Source organism: Methylocystis sp. Sn-Cys, from assembly GCF_016745395.1.
Classification (GTDB): domain Bacteria; phylum Pseudomonadota; class Alphaproteobacteria; order Rhizobiales; family Beijerinckiaceae; genus Methylocystis; species Methylocystis iwaonis.
Genome location: NZ_JAERVJ010000001.1, coordinates 271,644 through 285,821 on the forward strand (window position 1 = coordinate 271,644; position 14,178 = coordinate 285,821).

The window sequence follows — 14,178 nt, forward strand, 5'->3', positions numbered from 1 at the left end:
ATGACAGCGGGCTTTGCTGAAAGATGGACGCGCGCCCAATCCCTAAAAAGGCGCGGTCCTCGCGGCCGCGACATAAGCGTCGGCGTCCTCCTTCAGAAGCAGCCGCTCCTTGACGAGCTTGTCGGCGACAATCCGCATGGTCGCGACGAAATAGGCGCGCGAGCCATAGCGCTCGACAAGCGAGGGACGGGGATCGCCGGTTTTTTCGCGGTCCGTCTTCGTCGAGGGAAAAGGCAAAGCTACGCCCGCCGCACAGCCGGGGCCGGCTTTATCTTTTTGCGCGCCAAATCCGGTGAAAGTCGCGATCGGCAGCGCCTGATCGGGCAGGCGCAGCCCCGCTGACTCATTCCCGTCGGCGTCGATTTTGGGAACGAGTCGCTCTCCTGAGGGCGGCGCCGGCAGCGCGGGGATTTTCGGCCAGACGAGCTTGCGGGCGTCGACGAGATCGGCCACAGCCGGGGCGCGCGAGGCTGGCGGCTTCACGCCCTTGGTCCAATCGTCCAGCACGACGAGCAGCGCCCGCAGCGCTGGGGCTTGCGAGCGCGTATTGAGGGGGCCGATGCAATTGGCACCCGCGCCTGTCGTCGTTCCGGCGATAAAGAAGCGACGGCGATTGGCGTCGTCCGGCCCTGCCGGCGCGGGCGGCGGGGAGGCGCGCCAATAGGCGTCGCTCCCCCAAATCTCGATGCTGCGCAAGCCGTTTGCCGCGCGGGCGTCCTGCAGCAAAAGCCCGTCGAACAGCGCCCCCGCCTCGGCGAGCGACGCGCCCGTTTCGCCGGCCCCGCGCGCGAGAACCCTCTTGGCGCGGGTCGTCCCACGCAGACGCGGCAGCAGATCGCGTAGCGCCTGAGCGCGCGCCGGCGCCGGCAGCTTGGCGAGATCCAGCGCAAAGACATTCATCCCGCGCCCCAGCGCCGTCGCCGCGAGATCCTCATTTTGCGCGGCGTCGATCAGCAAGACGCCGGGCGGCGCCGCCGCTTTTGTGCGCAGCATTTTCGCGTCGAGGCGGTATTCCTTGCCCTCAATTTTCAGCGTCGCATGGACGTCGGAGCCCGACTCTTCGAATGCGAGAAGCTCTGCGTGGGCGGGCGTTGAAAGAAGGAGGACTGCGCAGAAAAGCCTGAAGCGTCTATCCATTCGAAACCAATCCATCACCCGCCCGCGTCCATTCCGCGGCGATCTCCAGATCGCCGAGAAAGCGCGTCCACTCCCTGCGCTTATCTTCTTCTTCCTGAAGCCGCAGCAGAAAAGAGGGGTGGATGGTAGCGAGGAATTTGGCCTTTTCATCGAGGTCGATCAGGCGCCCGCGCAACCGCGAGACGGATTCGGAGCGGCCAAGCACGCCTCTTATCGCCGTGACGCCCATCGCCACGATGAGCCCAGGCTGGACGAGCCCCCGCTCTTGCTCCAGCCACCAGCGGCAGGCGTCGATTTCGCCGGCGTCCGGCTTTTTGTGCAGGCGGCGTTTGCCGCGCGGCTCGAATTTGAAATGTTTCACCGCATTGGTGATGAAGCATTCCTCGCGGGGCAGATGGACCTTGGCGAGCGCCTTGTCGAGGAGACGCCCGGCCGGGCCGACGAAGGGGCGGCCCGAGAGGTCTTCCACGTCGCCCGGCTGCTCGCCGACCAGCATGACCCGCGCGCCGCGCGGCCCCTCGCCGGGGACGGCTTGCGTCGCATTGCGATAGAGCGGGCAGCGCGTGCAGATTTCTTCCTCGCCGGCGAGCGCCGCGAGGGTGACGAACTCGGACATAAGGGGCTAACGCCGGGAGCCGCTTAGAGTTCTCGGCTTCCTCGTGGACCGCGCGCCTTCAGGCGCGCATTTAAGCCTGGGCGAGCCTGAAGGCTCGCGGTCCAAGGGCGCCCTACAGCTTCGCCACAAAATGCGCGAAGGCCAGCGAGCCCTCCGGCCAGGGGCCGTGGCCGCTGTCTACATTGATATGCCCGGCGGCGCCGGCGTCGATGAAACGCGCGCCGATGTCCTGCGCCAGATTCTGCGCAAAAGAAGCGTCGGAATAAGGATCGTCGTTGCTGCCGACCACGATCGCCGGGAAAGGCAGGCGCGCGCGCGGGATGGGCAAAAAGGCGGAGTCGATCGTCGGCATCTCGCGCAGGACCGCCTCGGACGGCGGCGCAACCAGGAAAGCCCCTGCAATCTTCTCCCCCAATTGCTGCGCAGCATGAAGCGCAGCAATAACCCCCAGGGAATGGGCGACGAGCACTGCCGGCCGCTTGGCCGAGCGAATGTCCCGGGAGATCGCCTCGACCCATTCCGCCCGGTTAGGGCTCGCCCAGTCGCGCTGCTGCACCCGGCGGGCGGTCGACAGCTTCTGCTCCCAGCGGCTCTGCCAATGGTCCGGTTCCGAGCCGAGATAACCCGGAATGACGAGTATATCCGCGTCGGCGGCGCGCATCAGGCGGCCGATTTCACAAAGGCGCCGGCAAGCGCGTCGTCGATCAGCTTGCGCGTGTTCGCGACGCCATAGAGCGCGGTGAAGGAGCCGAAACGCGGGCCTTTCTTCTCTCCGAGCAGCACCTCATAGAGCATGTTGAAGAAATCGTTGGAGACGCCCGGCCGCTCCGGCGTCGCATTCTTGGCGGCGAAATCCTGGTAGCGCGGCACGGCGCGGCCGACGTCGTAGAGGGCGGTCTGAATGTCTTCCGCCGTCGCGCTGTGCGGCAGCGCGCCGAGCACCGCGTCGATCTTCTGCAAGACCTCGCGCTCGACCTCGTCGGCCGCGCGATATTGCTTCGCCGGCTTCACGAAGTCGCGGAAGTAAGCGACCGCATAGCCGACAAGCTTGTCGAGATGCGGATGGTTCTCCGGCGAGGCGGAGGGCGCGTATCGGCGCAGGAAGCCCCATAGAACCGCCGGGTCTTCGGCGTTGGCGACGGCCGCGAGATTGAGCAGCATGGAGAAGGAGACGCTCGTCCCCTTTGCCTCGCCCTCATGGGCCAGCGTCTCGGGCGGCGGCGGATTGCCGGCGTGAATGTGCCAGACCGGATTGCCGAGCCGGTTCTTCCAGTCCTGGCGCTGATAGGCGTCGAGGAAGTTCAGATAATCGTCCACGGCGCGCGGAATGACGTCGAAAGAGAGACGCTTTGCCGCCGTCGGCTTTTGGAACATGAATTGAGCGAGGCTCTCGGGGCTGGCGTAGGTCAGCCATTCCTCGATCGTCAAGCCATTGCCCTTGGATTTCGAAATCTTCTGGCCCTTCTCGTCGAGGAAGAGCTCGTAATTGAAGCCCTCCGGCGGCCGGCCGCCAAGGGCCCGCACGATCTGGCCCGAGAGCTTGACCGAGTCGATGAGATCCTTGCCGGCCATCTCATAATCGACGCCGAGCGCATACCAGCGCATCGCCCAGTCGGGTTTCCATTGCAGCTTGCAATGGCCGCCGGTGACGGGGCTCGTGAACTTTTCGCCCGTTTCCGGATCGGCCCAGTCGATCGTGCCCGCCTCGGCGTCCATGCCGGTGAGCGCGACCTGCATGACGACGCCGGTCTTGGGGTGAATCGGCAGGAAGGGCGAATAGGTCGCCGCGCGCTCCTCGCGGAAGCTCGGCAGCATGATCTTCATGACCGCATCATAGCGGGCGAGCATATGCTTCAACGCTGCATCGAAGCGCCCGCCTTTGTAATAATCGGTCGAGGAGGCGAATTCATAGTCGAAGCCGAAGGCGTCGAGAAAGGCGCGCAGTCGCGCATTATTGTGCGCGCCGAAACTGTCATGCGTGCCGAAGGGGTCCGGCACCTGCGTCAGCGGCTTGCCGAGATGGGCCGCGACCAGCTCCTTGTTCGGGATGTTGTCGGGAACCTTGCGCAGCCCGTCCATGTCGTCGGAGAAGGCGATGAGGCGCGTGGCGATCTTGCCTTCGGTCAGCACCTCGAAAGCGCGGCGCACCATGCTGGTGCGGGCTACTTCGCCGAAAGTGCCGATATGCGGCAGACCCGAGGGGCCGTAGCCGGTCTCGAACAGGACGGAGGTCTGGCCGCTGTCCTTCACCCTTTTGACGAGCTTCTTCGCCTCCTCGAAAGGCCAGGCGGGAGAAACGCGCGCGGCGTCGAGAAGTTCGGGCGAAAAGGTCAACGAAGCGGGCATGTGCGAGGCGCAACCATCGAGCGTGTGTGGGAAGCGGGGCACAGTAGGGAGCGGCGCGAAGGGCGTCAACGCTGAGTGTGCCTATGATTGGGCTTAACAGCGTTGCGGCTTATTCGAGCGGTGTATAAATTGTCATCAACACGTCTACACATATTGAGGCGCACCATGCCCCTTCATATCAAGGACGAGGAGGCGACGGCCGCCGTCCGAGCGCTCGCCAAGGTCAGAAAGCTCACGCTGACCGAGGCCGTCAAAGTCGCCTGTCAGGAAGCCTTGGAGCGCGACCAGCGCGCGCGCCCGGTCGCCTTGCGCCTTGCCGCCGTTCACGCCCGCGTGCGCGCCGCCGGCCGCACCGGAGAGAAGGCTGATAAGGCATTTTTCGATCGCGAATGGGGCGAGACGGAATGAGCCGCCTCGTCATGGTTGAGACAAGCGCGCTGTCAAAGAATTTTGAAAAAATAAGAGTTTAAAAAACAGAAGGCGAGGCGCTCGTTGCGAGCCGCCGTCGCCTTCCAGTCGGCCTTCGACCGCGCGAGTTGGAACGCCCTGCGCTCAGTTGGCGCAGGTCACGCTGCGCATGTAGCGGACGCGACCCTTCTCGTCTGTGCTTGGTTTCAGAACGAGCGTGCAGTCTTCGTCCTCGGCGCCATAGGCGCGTCCCACCCTGATCGCCGGTCCACGCGCGAGCGGGCGCAGGCCATCGTCATTGAGGCTCACCGCCGCCTTCACGGCTGCGGGGGATTGTCCCTTCAGGGTCGGCGCGGTGGGGGCCGCGGCGACGGCGGCGCAGAGCCCAAAGGCGACCGTGAAACCAAGGACAATCCGCGACGAGCGGCTTGCAAACGGGCTTTCGCGCGTGACGGCCATAACAGCCTCCCCCCGAACAGGTTTGCGGCAGGACTTGTCCCAGAGCCGAATGCCCTTGGGTGTTCCTTTTTTTGTCGGGGGGAAACGCCGAGCCGTAGAAATGGTTGCATTCAAGCCACAGAAAAATTCATTCTTAGCCACGACTGGCCATATTTGCGCCTTAATGCTCAACCTTGGCCGCAGTCATTCCAGGAATTGCCGGATGGCATAACGGCAAGGGTGATCCGTCATTGCGAGGAGCAAAGCGACGAAGCAATCCAGAGCCGCGTTACGGCTCTGGATTGCTTCGCTGCGCTCGCAATGACGGGCGGCCTGCGCGATGACTGATTTACTTCTCCAGCCGCGCGAACAGGCTCGACGTGTCCCAGCGCTTGCCGCCCATCGTCTCGACCTCGGCGTAGAACTGGTCGACCAGCGCCGCGACTGGGAGCTTCGCGCCATTGCGGCGCGCTTCCGCAAGGCAGATGGCGAGGTCTTTGCGCATCCACTCCACGGCGAAGCCATGGTCGAATTCGCCGGCGAGCATGGTCTTGGTGCGGTTTTCCATCTGCCAGGATTGCGCTGCGCCGTTCTTCAGAAGATCCATCACAGCGGCGGCGTCGAGGCCCGACGCTTTGGCGAAATGCAGCGCCTCGGAGAGGCTTTGGATCAGCCCCGCGATGGTGATCTGGTTCACCATTTTGGTGAGCTGGCCGGCGCCTGGCGGGCCCATCAGCCGGCAGGCGCGGGCGTATGAGGCGATCACCGGCTCAGCGCGGGCGAAAATCTCCGGCTCCGCCCCGCACATGACCGTCAGCGCGCCATTCTCCGCCCCCGCCTGTCCGCCCGAGATCGGCGCGTCGATGGCGCCGAGGCTGCGGCTCTTCGCCTCCGCATAGAGCTCGCGGGCGATTTGCGCCGAGGCAGTCGTATGGTCGACGAAAATGGCGCCTTCCGTCATGCCGGCAAAAGCGCCGTCCGGTCCGAGCGTGACCGAGCGCAAGTCGTCGTCATTGCCGACGCAGGTAAAGACGAAATCAGCCCCCTCGGCAGCCTCGCGAGGGGTCGGGGCCCATTTTGCTGCGCCTTGCTGCAGCGCAGCAAATTTCTCGGCCTTCGCCGTCGTGCGATTATAGACTGTGACCTTGTGGCCGCCCCGGGCGAGATGCCCCGCCATGGGGAAACCCATGACGCCGAGGCCGAGAAAAGCGACATTCTTCGAAACGGACATTCTCTCAACCGCCTGTCGTGCTCATATGGCGGGAGACCGCCGGGATCTGGGTCGCCCGATCGATGACGAAGTCATGACCCTTGGGCTTACGCAAAATCGCGGCCTCGATGGCGGCGTGAAGCAGCGCGTCGTCGCCGCTGTCGCGCAGCGGCGCGCGCAGATCGGCGGCGTCTTCCTGGCCGAGGCACATGTAGAGCGTGCCGGTACAAGTGACGCGGACGCGGTTGCAGCTCTCGCAGAAATTATGGGTAAGGGGGGTAATGAAACCCACGCGCCCGCCGGTCTCCTCGGCGCGCATGTAGCGCGCCGGGCCGCCGGTGCGATAGTCGATCTCGGTGAGGGTGAGCGCTTCCGAGAGCCTGTCCCGCACCTGCGTCATCGGCAGATATTGATCGACCCGCGCCGGCCCGTCGATTTCGCCGAGCGGCATGACCTCGATGAAGGTCATGTCCATACCGCGCTCATGCGCGAAGCGCACGAGAGGGATGAATTCATCCTCATTCACGCCCTTGAGCGCCACGGCGTTGAGCTTGACCTTCAACCCCGCCTTCAGCGCCGCGTCGATCCCCGCCAGCACCCGCGCATGATCGCCCGTGCGGGTCAGCGCCCGGAAACGATCCGCGTCCAGCGTGTCGAGCGAGACATTGATGCGCTCAACCCCGCAATCGACAAGCTGCGAAGCGAAGCGCGCGAGCTGCGAGCCATTGGTGGTGAGCGTCAGCTCCTCGAGCTTGCCGGAGACGAGGTGGCGCGACAGCGCGCGGAAGAGCTTCATCAGATCATGGCGCACCAGCGGCTCGCCGCCGGTGATGCGCAGCTTCTTCGTGCCGCGCGCAATGAAGGCCGTGCAGAGGCGGTCCAGCTCTTCGAGCGTGAGCAGGTCTTTGCGCGGCAGGAAGGTCATGTGCTCCGCCATGCAATAGACGCAGCGGAAGTCGCAGCGATCGGTCACAGAGACGCGCACATAGGAAACCGCGCGCCCGAATGGATCTATAAGCGGCGCGGGCGCCGCGATCGCGGGCCGATGGGCATGGGCGTTCATCTGGTTAGGCTTCCTCGGGGACGGTCGCGCGCCGTCTTGATCCTTTCATATATTGCTGTCCGTCAAAGCCGTGAAGCCAGCAATTTCCGTGCAGCCATCGGGATTTCCAATAAGACCGGCGGGCTGGCGGCCGATTTCGCGCCGTAATAGGCTTTCCCCCAACCGCGCCGCGGGGCGCATCATTGGAGCCCTCACTTGACCGCCGAACCCTGGCCCACCGAAATCCGCCTGCTCGACAACGGCCATAATCTGCGCATTTCCTTCGACGATGGGGCGAGCTTCACGACGAGCGCGGAGCTTTTACGGGTGCGCAGCCCCAGCGCCGAGGTGCAGGGCCATTCGCCGGCGGACCAGAAGACCGTGGGCGGCAAGCGCAATGTCGCGATCATCGCCGTCGCGCCGGTCGGCAATTACGCGATCAGGCTCGACTTCGACGACCTCCACAAGACAGGCATCTACACCTGGCGCTACCTTCGCGAGCTGGGGGAGACGGCGGAAGCGAGCTTTGCGGCCTATCTACAAGAGCTGGCGGCAAAAGGGCTCGATCGCGACCGGCCGGGCGAGGCGTAAGGGAGAAGCGGGCCTGAAGGCGCGCGGTCCAGAGGCGCCGCGGACCGCGCGCCTTCAGGCGCGCAAAGAGGACAAGCCCTGCCGGGGCTGTTACCATCGACAGACAAGACGCCCGCCTCACGGGACGAGAAACAAGGGAAAGAAATGTCCGAGAAGATCTACCCCGTTCCGGAGGACTGGAAGAACGCCCGCGTCGATGAAGCGACGTACCACGCCCTCTACGAGCGCTCGATGAAGGACCCCGACGGCTTCTGGGCGGAGCAGGCGCAGCGGATCGAGTGGATTTCGCCCTTCACCACGGTGAAGCGCTCGAGCTTCGACACGCATAACGTCTCGATCAAATGGTTCGAGGACGGGACCACCAATGTCGCGATGAATTGCATCGACCGGCATCTGCCCGAGCGCGCGAACCAGACGGCGATCATCTGGGAGGGCGACGATCCGTCCGTCTCGAAGCACATCACCTATGGCGAATTGCACGATCATGTCTGCCGCTTCGCCAATGTGCTGAAAAAACACGGCGTCAAGAAGGGCGACCGCGTCACCATCTATCTGCCCATGATCCCCGAGGCCGCCTACGCCATGCTGGCCTGCGCGCGCATCGGCGCCATTCACTCGGTCGTCTTCGGCGGCTTTTCGCCCGAGGCGCTCGCCGGGCGCATCGAGGATGCGCTATCGGACGTTATCGTCACCGCGGATGAAGGTCTGCGCGGCGGCCGCAGAGTGGCGCTGAAAGCCAATGTCGACGCCGCGCTGGAAAAGGTGGAGGCGAAAAGCGTCATCGTCGTCACGCGCACGGGCGCGGAGATCGACTGGGTTCCGGGCCGCGACTTCCGCTATGAGGAAGAGGCGGCGAGCGTTCACGCCGACTGCCCCTATGCGGAAATGGGCGCCGAGGACCCGCTCTTCATCCTCTATACGTCGGGCTCGACCGGCAAGCCCAAGGGCGTGCTGCACACGACGGGTGGCTATCTCGTCTATACGTCGCTCACCCATGAGCTCGTCTTCGACTATCGCCCCGGCGAAGTTTATTGGTGCACGGCGGATGTCGGCTGGGTGACGGGCCACAGCTACATCCTCTACGGCCCTCTCGCCAATGGCGCGACGACGCTGATGTTCGAAGGCGTGCCCAATTACCCCAGCGTCTCCCGCTTCTGGGACGTCATCGACAAGCACAGCGTCAACATCTTCTACACCGCGCCGACCGCGATCCGCGCGCTGATGGCGGCGGGCGAGGAGCCGGTGAAAAAATCCAGCCGCAAATCGCTGCGGCTGCTCGGCTCGGTGGGCGAGCCGATCAATCCGGAAGCCTGGGAGTGGTATCACCGCGTCGTGGGCGAAGATCGCTGCCCGATCGTCGACACCTGGTGGCAGACCGAGACGGGCGGCATTCTGATCGCGCCTTTGCCCGGCGCGACCGCGCTGAAGCCGGGCTCCGCAACGCGGCCGCTTTTCGGCGTCTTCCCCGAGATCGTCGACAGCGCCGGCGAAGTGCTGGAGGGCGCCTGCGAGGGCAATCTCGTCATCGCCGATTCATGGCCCGGCCAGGTCCGCACGGTTTTCGGCGACCATGAGCGCTTCGTGCAGACCTATTTCTCGACCTATTCCGGCAAATATTTCACCGGCGACGGCGCCCGGCGCGACGCGGACGGCTATTACTGGATCACGGGCCGCGTCGACGACGTCATCAACGTCTCCGGCCACCGCCTCGGCACGGCGGAAATCGAAAGCGCCCTCGTCGCCCATGAGAAGGTCTCGGAAGCCGCCGTCGTCGGCTATCCGCATGATCTCAAGGGCCAGGGCATCTACGCCTATGTGACGCTGATGGAAGGCGCCCACCCCACCGAGCATTTGCGCAAAGAGCTGGTGAAATGGGTGCGCGAGGAAATCGGTCCCATCGCGACCCCCGACGTAATCCAATTCGCGCCGGGCCTGCCAAAGACGCGCTCGGGTAAGATCATGCGGCGGATTTTGCGGAAGATCGCGGAGGGGGAGTTCGGGTCGCTGGGGGATGTGTCGACGTTGGCGGAGCCGGGGGTGGTGGAGGAGCTGGTGCGGGGGCGGCCGGCGACGTGAGTCGCCGGCTTGGATTTGCCTCGGAATTTCGCGCCTATGTTTTGCACGAAAATAACGCTTTAGAATCAAAGCGTCGGATCTGGTGCGCAAATCTTAATTTATGCTCGGTTTGCCGAGGTCGCCGGGGTCTTAGTCGTGAAGACGCCGCAAGCGTACGTAATGAACCTCCACCTCGGTGTAGATATTGAAAAGTTCTTCCGCGAACCGGCGCGCCTCATCATCCGTTAGGCTTCGGGCGGTGGCTGCAAGGGTTCCTTCATCCCCATGCGCCTGCTTCGCTGTGAGCGCTCTCCACCATTCGATGAACCGCCTCTTGAGTTCATCAGTCGGGAAACCCTCTTCCGAATGGGGAGGGCCGGAAATTGTGTGAGCGCAGAGCGCGGCAAACTCCAAGCGCTTTTGCAGAGACTCCGTGCTGGTGGCGAGCACGAGGACGGCGTTCGTAAGCTTTTCGCTGATGTAATCGAGACTCAAGGGTGCCTCCCTGCCTTGACTGAGGGCGCGACTCTACACGCCTTTTCGTCGATCTCTCAAAAGGCCCCGATTTATGGCCCGAAATCGGTGTTCCAGAATTTTTGATTTATGCGCCAAGAACGGAGCATCCGAAACGAAACCAGTTCCACAGACCGAGGGTTAATATCTCATTTTGAGAAAGCGCGTTACGTCAAACCTCGGCATATGCGGCTCAGATCGAACCGCGTTCATGAGGCTCCAATACATGGCCTGAGCAATTGGCCTGTTACAATCCTGCGGGTAGATATATCTGTAAGCAATCGAAGTAGGATTGTCCTTTGTGAATGACTTTGCAAATTCTGGCCCGAGGTAGTCGTATATGCCCCACCGGATATTGTTCAGGAATTCTGCAATCGCGCTGGCGTGATAGGCAAAAACGTGTTTGTGGAACCAATCGTAAAATTCCGGCAGAACGAGATACCCTTTCCCTTCATCGATCATGTGATGATTTTTGGCAAGGATGCCACATATTTTCTTCACATTTCCCTCAAGCCGCGCAAAATTATGTTTGCCTATGTCACCACAGATTTTGAGGAAAGTGATGCGAGGCACCCGAATATCCAGCTCGGTATCGATCGATGGAAGCCAAACCTGTTCGATCAGGCATTCTGCATCGAGCCAATCTGCGAAAGCATCGATGGGGGCGCGGAGGTGACAGACGTCGTGGCTCAGTTTTGGGTCATCGCATATGCTCCGAATGTAAAATAAGTATGTGTAATCACTGGGGCGAGCACTTGAATGTGGCTTCGGTAGATCGAACGGAATCGGTTTTTGTCCTTTGATCTGAGGTTGCGAAAGGAAGTCTACAAGAATGATATTGAATAGGCGCTGATGCGTACTGGTATTGAACCTTAACTCTGCATCGCTTGTGCGCCTGAGCTTAACGAACATTTCGTAATTCACCATCTCATCAATCAGTTCTAAGACTGCATTTAGAATGATCACCTCTCGTTCTATCTGGTTGAAGGGCATCTCCATTGTCGTTCCTCGGTTTGGGTGCGCCGGGTTCAGCGCGTGGGGCAACAAGCGGAGGCCCCTTGCGCCAGTCGCATAACCCGCCATTAAGGAACCCGAAGGCCCGGCGGGCGAGTTCTTCACTTGAACAGCGCCAATGCCTCCCCCGCCAGCACGCCGCCGGTGATCTCGATCGTCTCGAAAGGCGCCGCCTCGGCAACCGCCTCGCTTCTCATCATGATCTGTCCGATGCGCGTGGCGAGCTGTTCGATCGACGCGGCGTAGACCATGCGCCCGAAACCGCTCCAGAGAATCGCGCTCATGCACATGGGGCAGGGCTCGCCCGTCGTATAGATCGTCGCGCCTTTCAACTCGGACGCCGGGCGCGTGGCGCAGAAATTGCGAATCGCGACCATCTCGCCATGGGCCGTCGGGTCGTTGGTTCTGATCCCCATATTGCGCCCGCTCGCCGCGACCCCTCCCTCCCGCACGATGACGGCGCCGAAGGGAAAGTCGCCCTTCTTCGCCTCCTCCACCGCAAGCCGCATGAGTCGTTCGTCCTCCGCCCGCGAGGACGCCAGGACAGCCCTCGCGCGCGCAGGCGCCGCGCCGAGAGCGGCGGCGCAGGTCGCGCCGATCACGAAGGCGCGGCGGCTAACGCCGCAACCGCAATTGCAAAGTTTCTCGCGCATCGCCGTTCCCCCCGAGCTTTGCGAAAACTTGACACGCCGCGCCCGCCAATGCCACTCGCGCCCGAGACAAGACGAAAGGGCGCAACGCGCATGGCGAAGGCATTTATTTTTCCCGGTCAAGGTTCGCAGTCGGTCGGCATGGGCAAGGCGCTCGCCGAGAGCTTCGCGCCCGCGCGCGCAGTTTTCGAAGAGGTCGATTCGGCCCTGTCGCAGTCGCTCTCCAGGCTGATGTTCGAAGGCCCGGAAACCGAACTCACGCTGACCGCCAATGCGCAGCCGGCGCTGATGGCCGTCTCCCTCGCCGCGATTCGCGTGCTGGAGGCCGAGTGCGGCCTCGATCTCGCCCGCGACGCCGCCTTCGTCGCCGGCCATTCGCTCGGCGAATATTCAGCGCTTGCCGCCGCCGGGGCGCTCTCGATCGCCGATACGGCGAAGCTGCTGCGCATTCGCGGCGACGCCATGCAGAAGGCCGTCCCGGTCGGCGAAGGCGCCATGGCGGCGCTGCTCGGCGCCGAGCTCGATCAGGCGAAGGAAATCTCGGCCGAAGCGGCCGCCGCCCTTTCGGCCTGCTGCCAGGTCGCCAATGACAATGGCGGCGGGCAGGTCGTCATTTCCGGCGCGAAAGGCGCGGTCGAAAAGGCGATGGAGATCGCCAAGGAAAAGGGAATCAAGCGCGCCGTGCTGCTGCCGGTCTCCGCGCCCTTCCATTGCGCCCTGATGCAGCCCGCCGCAGACGCCATGGCCGCGGCGCTCGCCGGCGCCGCCATCTCTACGCCGCGCGTTCCCGTGGTGGCCAATGTCACCGCGGCGCCGGTCACGGAGCCTGAAACGATTCGCCGTCTGCTAGTCGAGCAGGTGACCGGCGCGGTGCGCTGGCGCGAATGCGTCTCTTACATTGCGGCGCAGGGGGTGGATAAGTTCGTCGAAGTCGGCTCGGGCAAGGTGCTCGCCGGCCTTCTGAAGCGAATCGCGCCCGGCGTCACGGGCATTTCTGTCGGCGCGCCGGCCGATCTCGACGCCTATCGGGCTTTCTAAGCCCGCTAAAAAAGAAAAGCCCGGCCGAGCGGCCGGGCTTCCCATCTTCGGCTGAAAGCCGAATCAGTACTTCGCGAGCACCGGAGCCGGAGCGCCGCCGAAGTTGAAGTGATAGTTCACGCCCGCGCGGACCGTGTGGAAGCGGGTGTGATTGTTGACGTTGTTCAGACCCCAGCCGGGGTTGAAGAACGCGTTCTGGTTGCTGCCGCTGATATCCGTGTAGAGATATTCAGCCTTGGCCGACCAGTTCGGCAGGAACTGCCACTCGACGCCGCCGCCAGCGGTCCAGCCGGTCTGCACGGTGCTGTACTGGTTCCACCAGGAGTTACGCTGCACCTCGCCATAGGCGAAGCCGCCCGTGCCATAGACCAGGAACTGCGAGTAGCCCGGGAAGTTGAAGCCGACGCGGCCACGAACGGTGCCGAACCAGTTGATGCGAGCGCGGTCAGCGCCGCCCCACCAGCCGTTGCCGCCGCCCGAGCCGATGCTCGTGCCCTGGAAGTCGGTCTCGAGACCGACGACGAACAGCGGGGAGAGCTGGTAGTTGTAGCCGATCTGGCCGCCGCCGACGACGCCGCCGGAGCCGCCGTTGCCCGAGTTCCAGCCCCAATTCGCGACGTTGGAGGACGAGGAGTCCTGCCAGCCGCCGCCGATGTTCAGACCGGCGTAGAAGCCCGTCCAGGTGAGGACCGGCGGCGGGGGAACGAAAACCGGCGGCGGAGCCTTGCGGGAAGGCAGATCCGCAGCCTGCGCAGCGCCGGCCGCCAAGGCGGCCGCGACGGCGATAGCGGAGAGAGTCGTCTTCATTTCATAACCCTTTGCTCAAGTCAGAAACCAAAAATGGCCGCATCCGCCCTGACTTGGCGGCTCTAAGGTGATGCGGACCCCAAGCACAGCGATTGTGTCCGAAAACGAGATTCGAATTCAACCAAGGATGCGCAGAATCTGGCCGCGCCAGAGCTGAAACCTTGCCGGTGTGGTATTTGTGTCACAAGAGAACCTGGCCAGTTTACAGAATGTTAGCCATAATTTTTTCCTGTTTCTTTAAGGACGTATGGTTGGGGCGACAAATTCCCGCCGCCTTGGCGCCGCATTTGCCCCCAGCCCCCGAAAGGGCCTC

General features: G+C 63.3%; 15 protein-coding genes. 4 read left to right on the top strand and 11 right to left on the bottom strand.

From position 1 onward, the window contains the following. Positions 1-42: 42 nt before the first annotated feature. From JJT62_RS01260 to JJT62_RS01275, 4 genes are all read right to left on the bottom strand, one after another. The gene (locus tag JJT62_RS01260; RefSeq protein ID WP_202070872.1) at positions 43-1,137 is read right to left on the bottom strand and encodes an alpha/beta hydrolase domain-containing protein; all 1,095 of its coding nucleotides are present in this window, start codon (positions 1,135-1,137) and stop codon (positions 43-45) included. Then, entirely contained in the window at positions 1,130-1,753 is a 624-nt protein-coding gene (locus JJT62_RS01265) for a UdgX family uracil-DNA binding protein (protein WP_202070873.1), read from the bottom strand. Before JJT62_RS01265 ends, JJT62_RS01260 begins: the two co-directional genes overlap by 8 nt. Positions 1,754-1,865: 112 nt before the next feature. Further along, positions 1,866-2,414: an alpha/beta hydrolase gene (locus JJT62_RS01270; protein ID WP_202070874.1), complete on the bottom strand. Its 549-nt coding sequence runs from the start codon at positions 2,412-2,414 to the stop codon at positions 1,866-1,868. Next, on the bottom strand, positions 2,414-4,099 hold the full coding sequence (locus JJT62_RS01275) for a lysine--tRNA ligase (protein ID WP_202070875.1): 1,686 nt from the start codon (positions 4,097-4,099) through the stop codon (positions 2,414-2,416). Before JJT62_RS01275 ends, JJT62_RS01270 begins: the two co-directional genes overlap by 1 nt. Before the next feature lie 165 nt (positions 4,100-4,264). Between JJT62_RS01275 and JJT62_RS01280 the strand changes: the two genes are divergently transcribed. Continuing rightward, positions 4,265-4,507, top strand: coding sequence for a type II toxin-antitoxin system VapB family antitoxin (locus JJT62_RS01280; RefSeq protein WP_202070876.1), 243 nt, complete (start codon positions 4,265-4,267; stop codon positions 4,505-4,507). Positions 4,508-4,651: 144 nt separating this feature from the next. Here JJT62_RS01280 and JJT62_RS01285 read toward each other — a convergent pair whose 3' ends face one another. The 3 genes from JJT62_RS01285 to moaA all read right to left on the bottom strand — a co-directional run bounded on the left by JJT62_RS01285 (position 4,652) and on the right by moaA (position 7,218). Then, a complete protein-coding gene (locus JJT62_RS01285; protein ID WP_202070877.1) occupies positions 4,652-4,966 on the bottom strand; it encodes a hypothetical protein in 315 nt (104 codons plus the stop codon). Between the two features lie 328 nt (positions 4,967-5,294). After that, positions 5,295-6,176 carry an NAD(P)-dependent oxidoreductase gene (locus JJT62_RS01290; protein WP_202070878.1) on the bottom strand — a complete coding sequence of 294 codons (882 nt, stop codon included), beginning with the start codon at positions 6,174-6,176 and terminating at the stop codon, positions 5,295-5,297. Positions 6,177-6,180: 4 nt separating this feature from the next. After that, entirely contained in the window at positions 6,181-7,218 is a 1,038-nt protein-coding gene (moaA, locus tag JJT62_RS01295) for a GTP 3',8-cyclase MoaA (protein ID WP_202070879.1), read from the bottom strand. Positions 7,219-7,413: 195 nt separating this feature from the next. Here moaA and JJT62_RS01300 point away from each other — a divergent pair, with 195 nt between their 5' ends. Both JJT62_RS01300 and acs read left to right on the top strand, forming a co-directional pair. After that, the gene (locus tag JJT62_RS01300; protein ID WP_202070880.1) at positions 7,414-7,788 is read left to right on the top strand and encodes a gamma-butyrobetaine hydroxylase-like domain-containing protein; all 375 of its coding nucleotides are present in this window, start codon (positions 7,414-7,416) and stop codon (positions 7,786-7,788) included. A 144-nt stretch (positions 7,789-7,932) separates the two neighbouring features. Continuing rightward, on the top strand, positions 7,933-9,864 hold the full coding sequence (gene acs, locus JJT62_RS01305; protein ID WP_202070881.1) for an acetate--CoA ligase: 1,932 nt from the start codon (positions 7,933-7,935) through the stop codon (positions 9,862-9,864). Between the two features lie 129 nt (positions 9,865-9,993). On the opposite strand, the gene JJT62_RS01310 is transcribed toward acs, so the two are convergent. The 3 genes from JJT62_RS01310 to JJT62_RS01320 form a co-directional block, all read right to left on the bottom strand. Continuing rightward, on the bottom strand, positions 9,994-10,338 hold the full coding sequence (locus tag JJT62_RS01310; protein WP_202070882.1) for a hypothetical protein: 345 nt from the start codon (positions 10,336-10,338) through the stop codon (positions 9,994-9,996). A 159-nt stretch (positions 10,339-10,497) separates the two neighbouring features. Further along, a complete protein-coding gene (locus tag JJT62_RS01315) occupies positions 10,498-11,355 on the bottom strand; it encodes a hypothetical protein (protein WP_202070883.1) in 858 nt (285 codons plus the stop codon). 116 nt (positions 11,356-11,471) lie between these two features. Beyond that, positions 11,472-12,023 carry a nucleoside deaminase gene (locus JJT62_RS01320; RefSeq protein ID WP_246744642.1) on the bottom strand — a complete coding sequence of 184 codons (552 nt, stop codon included), beginning with the start codon at positions 12,021-12,023 and terminating at the stop codon, positions 11,472-11,474. 90 nt (positions 12,024-12,113) lie between these two features. On the opposite strand from JJT62_RS01320, the gene fabD reads away from it, so the two are divergent. Beyond that, on the top strand, positions 12,114-13,058 hold the full coding sequence (fabD, locus tag JJT62_RS01325; RefSeq protein ID WP_202070884.1) for an ACP S-malonyltransferase: 945 nt from the start codon (positions 12,114-12,116) through the stop codon (positions 13,056-13,058). A 63-nt stretch (positions 13,059-13,121) separates the two neighbouring features. Here fabD and JJT62_RS01330 read toward each other — a convergent pair whose 3' ends face one another. Then, a complete protein-coding gene (locus tag JJT62_RS01330; protein WP_202070885.1) occupies positions 13,122-13,865 on the bottom strand; it encodes an outer membrane protein in 744 nt (247 codons plus the stop codon). Between the last annotated feature and the right edge of the window lie 313 nt (positions 13,866-14,178).